3 protein-coding genes and 1 pseudogene are annotated in these 4,847 nt (G+C 67.3%); 3 read left to right on the top strand and 1 reads right to left on the bottom strand.

Annotated features, from left to right (window positions below):
- Nucleotides 1–815 (bottom strand): annotated as a pseudogene (locus AOK11_RS23040) (alpha-1,2-mannosidase); the annotation flags it as partial.
- Between the two features lie 304 nt (nucleotides 816–1,119).
- Between AOK11_RS23040 and AOK11_RS23035 the strand changes: the two are divergent.
- The 3 genes from AOK11_RS23035 to AOK11_RS23025 all read left to right on the top strand — a co-directional run bounded on the left by AOK11_RS23035 (nucleotide 1,120) and on the right by AOK11_RS23025 (nucleotide 4,671).
- Nucleotides 1,120–1,794, top strand: coding sequence for a hypothetical protein (locus tag AOK11_RS23035; RefSeq protein WP_055595632.1), 675 nt, complete (start codon nucleotides 1,120–1,122; stop codon nucleotides 1,792–1,794).
- Complete coding sequence (locus AOK11_RS23030; protein WP_079035022.1) at nucleotides 1,782–2,816, top strand: hypothetical protein; 1,035 nt, start codon at nucleotides 1,782–1,784, stop codon at nucleotides 2,814–2,816. Before AOK11_RS23035 ends, AOK11_RS23030 begins: the two co-directional genes overlap by 13 nt.
- Nucleotides 2,817–3,117: 301 nt before the next feature.
- On the top strand, nucleotides 3,118–4,671 hold the full coding sequence (locus AOK11_RS23025; protein WP_240497456.1) for an alpha/beta hydrolase: 1,554 nt from the start codon (nucleotides 3,118–3,120) through the stop codon (nucleotides 4,669–4,671).
- Nucleotides 4,672–4,847: the final 176 nt, after the last annotated feature.

Genomic DNA, 4,847 nt, shown 5'->3' with positions numbered 1-4,847 from the left:
CTGTCGTGTCGCAACCAGCCCTCCTCGGTGTGGAAGCGGTGCAGGTGGTGCGAGCCGGAGATCGGGGCGTTCGGCATGCCCTCCGAGTACGGCCACCTGCCGGTGAGACGGCCCCGGTACTCGTACGCCGTACCGTCGGCGGCGCGGTGGACGCCGTGGAAGTCCGACATGTTGGACTGGAAGCTGATGGCCGTCTCGGTCCCGTCATCGCCCTGCCAGCTGAGCTGCGCGGGCAGCGAGTGCTCGTCCCGGTCGATGTGGAACAGCAGCCGGGGAGCCGCCTGCCAGGAGCGGGACGAGGAGCCATGGGCGCAGCGGCGTTCGGTCCGGTACGTGAAGACCGAGTCCCGAGCGGCCTGTGCGGTCCGCGCACGCTCGGAGCGGCCGCGCTCGACGACGGGGTCCAGCGTGATCCGATAGAGCCAGAACATGCTGCGGGCCTTGGCGGAGGAGCGTATCTCCAGGGTGTTGGTGCCGGCCTTGAGCAGATGCCCGGGCACCGCGAAGACGTTGTCCTGCGGGAGGTCGCCGCCGCCGGGCACGGTGAGTCCCTCGGCCAGTGCCTCCCCCTGGAGCAGGACGTCGACGGGGGCGTACCCCGGCTCGGGGCCGAGCTTGGAGACGAGGGCGGTCATGGTGAGCGTCGCCTGAGGGATGTCCGCCGGATCCTCCACCTCGAACTCCATGGTCACGGACCCGCCCGCACCGAGAGCCAGATGGGACCCGGCGAACCGGCCGTCCTCGTGCCGGACCTCGGCGTTGGCAAGCCGGGCCGGGTGGACGGAGAAGTCTGCGAAGGTGGCTTCCATACTCATGGCAACAACTCCTGATGAACCGTCAACAAGGTGAGATGCAGGGCGCGACGGCGACGAATACGCCACGGCCGACCCCATGAGCAGTGAACCTAGTGCCCCCCTGTGACAACGCCTTCGATCGACGGCGACGCCTGGAGCGCCGGCGGTGCCGGTTTGCGTAACGGGTCCGTTCCAAGTGGGCCGGGTGGCGATGGATTTGGCCGGATGTGCCCGGCAGGTCGTCACTGATCTCTCTGGTTTCGTCACGCATCGCTGGATAGCGTTGGTTCACTCGAGAGAAGCCTCGCCCCACCGGGAGCCGACCGTGAACCGCCGCCCCACCCTGCTCGCAGCGCTCGCACTGACCGCCACCGCAGCCCTGACGCTCTCCGCCTGCGGCGGCAGCGGCAGCGACGAAGGCTCCACCAAGGACAAGGACAGCGACAAGATCGCGGGCGCGGACACGGGGAGCGAGAAGTCGGCTCCGCCGAGCGAATCATCGGCCTCGGCCGCCGAGGGACGCCCGAAGATCGACTTCCCCTCGGATGCGAAGAATGTTTTCGAGTACGAGAAGACGGGCGATCCTGCGAAGGACGCGGTGCTCGCGGACAGCGCATTGAGCGTCAACTCTGTCGATGAAGCGATCTTCGTCGGCAGTACGGACACCGAAGCGCTCGGCTTCTACAACACCGAGAAGGCTCTGAGCGGCTCGATCACGTACGTGCTCGGATATATCAAGAAGGACGACACCTGGGTCGGTGAGACTCGGTACTTCGACTACAAGGTGAGTCTGTCTGGGGAAAACGGCGCCTACGTCACCTACTGCTCCGACGAAAGCAAGTCCTTCATCAAGAACAAGAAAACCGAGAAAGTCAAGGACACGCCGACGACGGAAGACAGCTACGTCCTTTACAACACCAAGCTCGAAAAGCGTGCTGATGGCGTCTGGCAAACCACTGATGTCGCGTCGAACCGGGGGAGCAAGGAGTGTCAGCCGTAGGGAAGGCAACAAGGATCGCGGCCCTTGCCGCACTAGTCTCCATTCCCGTAATCGTGGCGCCTGCGGCGTTTGCCGGTGGGCGGGGAGAGAACGGCACACGTGACGGGACGGAGCAACATGCCGAAACCGGTGGCGACGGTACCGTGTCCGTCACGGTCGGCGGGGTGGTGTTCGATCGTTCGAAGAATGGGCGTGGTGGTTCTGCGGGTGTGTTGAGGTCGGCCACGTCGTGGGCGCCGCCGCCTTGTTGGTATGCCCCCAAGTACACGCCGGAGCAGTTGCAGAAGCACTTGGAGCCGATCTGGGAGGCCGGGTCGACGGGGCACGAGTGGGATGCCACGCAGCGGAAGAAGTATCTCAACCCGGACGAGCCCGAGAAGGACTTCAACAAGGACAGGACCGGCGAGGGTCACTGGTGGGGTTCCTACGTCAATGACAGCTACCCCCCGGGCTGGGATTCCTGTGACGAGGACTACTTCTGGGTGGACCAGGGTGATCCCCCGCCGGCCGGGATCGAGAATGCGGTGACTCCGGAGGTTCTGGCGGAGCTCGCCTATGCGGAGATTCGTGTTCCGGGTACGGAGGTGACACTGGCTCCTGCCGGGGAGGCCAAGGTGAACCTTCCGACGTGGGCGTGGCTGGACGGGGCGGAGTTCAGGCCGGTGTCGGTCACCGCGTCGGTGCCGGTGATCGGTATCGAGGCGACGGGCACGGCGGTGCCGGTGTCGCTGGAGATCGAGCCGGGCACGCCCGACGCGGAGACGTTCCCCGCTTCGGGTGTCTGCGAGATCGATGACGGGCGGATCGGTGAGCCGTACGCCAGGGGGAAGGCGGACCGGGATCCGCCCTGTGGTGTGAGGTACCTGCGGTCCTCGGGTGACGGCACTTTCCCGCTCCAGGCCACGGTCACCTGGAAGATCGAGTGGACCGGCACCGGCGGCGCGGGCGGCGACCTTCCCGACGGTACCTTCGGCGCCACGCAGGACGTCGTCGTCCAGGAGATCCAGGCCATCAACCGCTGAACCGGGCGCTTTTCCTCACCTTCCCGCAGATTCACACTGCCGGGGCAGGGCCGGTGGTGCTGGTCATCACCACGCGTGTCGCCGGGCCGCAGTAATTCGCCCATTCGGCCGCACTGCCTCGCGTGCGCCGCTGGATCGCTGTGTCGTTGACACGGACGCGTGCCGAGGTCCAGGACATCGGCGGCCTCGGGCGCTCAGCGACGAAGAGCGAGAAGGACGGAGTACGCCCATGCCTCCTATACGCGCTATACGCGGGTTCAGAGCGGGTCGCCGACGTCATACCGCGGTCATCGCAGCGCTGGTGACCTGCTCGACGGTACTGACCGGGCAGGACCTCGCCGTGGCCGGAGGTGCTCCCGCACCTTCCGTGCCCGTCCCGCAGTTGGAATGGAGCCCCTGCATTCGGGGCAGCGCGTTCGACTGCGCGACCGCGAAGGTACCGCTGGACTACAACAATCCCAGTGGGCGCACCATCGAGCTGGCAGTCGTCAAACGGAAGGCCACCGACCCCGGCCGGCGCATCGGCACCCTCTTCTTCAACCCGGGCGGCCCCGGTGGGCCCGGAACGGTGCAGATGCCACAGAACTACGAGCGATTCCCGCGCGAGGTGCGGGAGCGGTTCGACATCATCAGCTGGGACCCCCGAGGGATCGGCAACAGCACCGCGGTGAACTGCTTCGCGAGTCCCAAGGAAGCCGCTGACTGGAGCGCGAGCAAAGCGGCGGGCTTCCCGGTGGGGGAGAAGGAGCGGGCGGCCTTCATCGCCGCGTACAAGGATCTGGCCCGGCGTTGTGAGCAGCGTGACCCCGAGCTCCTGCGCCACGTGTCGACCACCGACACCGCTCGGGACCTCGACCAGCTCCGCCGGGCGGTGGGGGAGTCACACCTCACCTACCAAGGGATCTCCTACGGCACGATCCTGGGCGCCACCTACGCCAATCTCTTCCCCGACAAGGTCCGTGCCATGGTCCTCGACAGCAACATCGACCCCGAAGCCTGGACGAACCACGCGTCCGACGACGACCCCCGGCTCACGACCTTCCTGCGCATGGGTTCGGACCGCACCGCGGCAGCAACCCTGGACCAGTTCCTCACCCTGTGCGGGTCCACCACCACCGCCCACTGCGCCTTCTCCGCCGGCAGCCCGGAAGCGACCCGGGACAAGTTCGACCAGCTGATGCAGAAGCTCCGTAAACATCCTGTGGGCGCCTGGACCTATGCCGGCACGGTCGCCGACGTGGTGAACAGCCTCTACATCGTCCACCCCGGGTGGACGAACCTCGCCGGCAGGCTGCAGGACCTGTGGCAGGGTCGCGTCGCGGAGCCGTCCCCGCTCCCGCCCCCACCCGCAGTCCCGAATCCGAATCCGTACCTGGGCGAGGAACAGGGCGCTGCGGTCCTCTGCGGGGACAGCCCCAATCCGCGCGACCCGAACGTCTACCACGGCCTGGAAGAGGCCGCTGCCGCCCGTGCGGGCGACGCCGGACGCTTCTGGACCTGGGCCGTCGAGGGATGTTCGACCTGGCCTGCGGTCGCCGCCGACCGCTACCTCGGTCCGTGGAACAAGCCGACAGCACACCCCGTCCTGGTGGTCGGCACCACCTACGACCCCTCCACTCCCTACACGAACGCGCAGGCCATGGCCAAGCAACTGGCCAACGCCCGCCTGCTCACCCACAACGGGTACGGGCACACCGCACTGATCAACCCCAGCAGCTGCATCAACACGTACACCGGCCGCTACTTCATCGACGGCACCCTCCCACCGGCCGGAACAACGTGCCGGCCGGACACGCCCCCCTTCTCCGCACCCAAGCCGATCGGCAGCGGCGGAATGGCCGGCGCCGTCTCCTGAACCGGCTACAGTCCCCGGCCTGGGCGCGGGCTCCCGACCCAGGCCGGACGGACCCCCGTCCCTTGCCCTTCGTCCTGGTCCCCGCCCCATCGGTGCCCTGCCGACTGAGCTGCGCGGGCTTGCGTAACGGGTCCGTTCCAAGTGGGTTGAGTGGTGATGGATTTGGCCGGATGTGC

This window comes from Streptomyces hirsutus, assembly GCF_001418415.1.
Classification (GTDB): domain Bacteria; phylum Actinomycetota; class Actinomycetes; order Streptomycetales; family Streptomycetaceae; genus Streptomyces; species Streptomyces hirsutus.
Note: the sequence above shows the minus strand (reverse complement) of the source record. Positions and strands in the feature narration are given on the sequence as shown.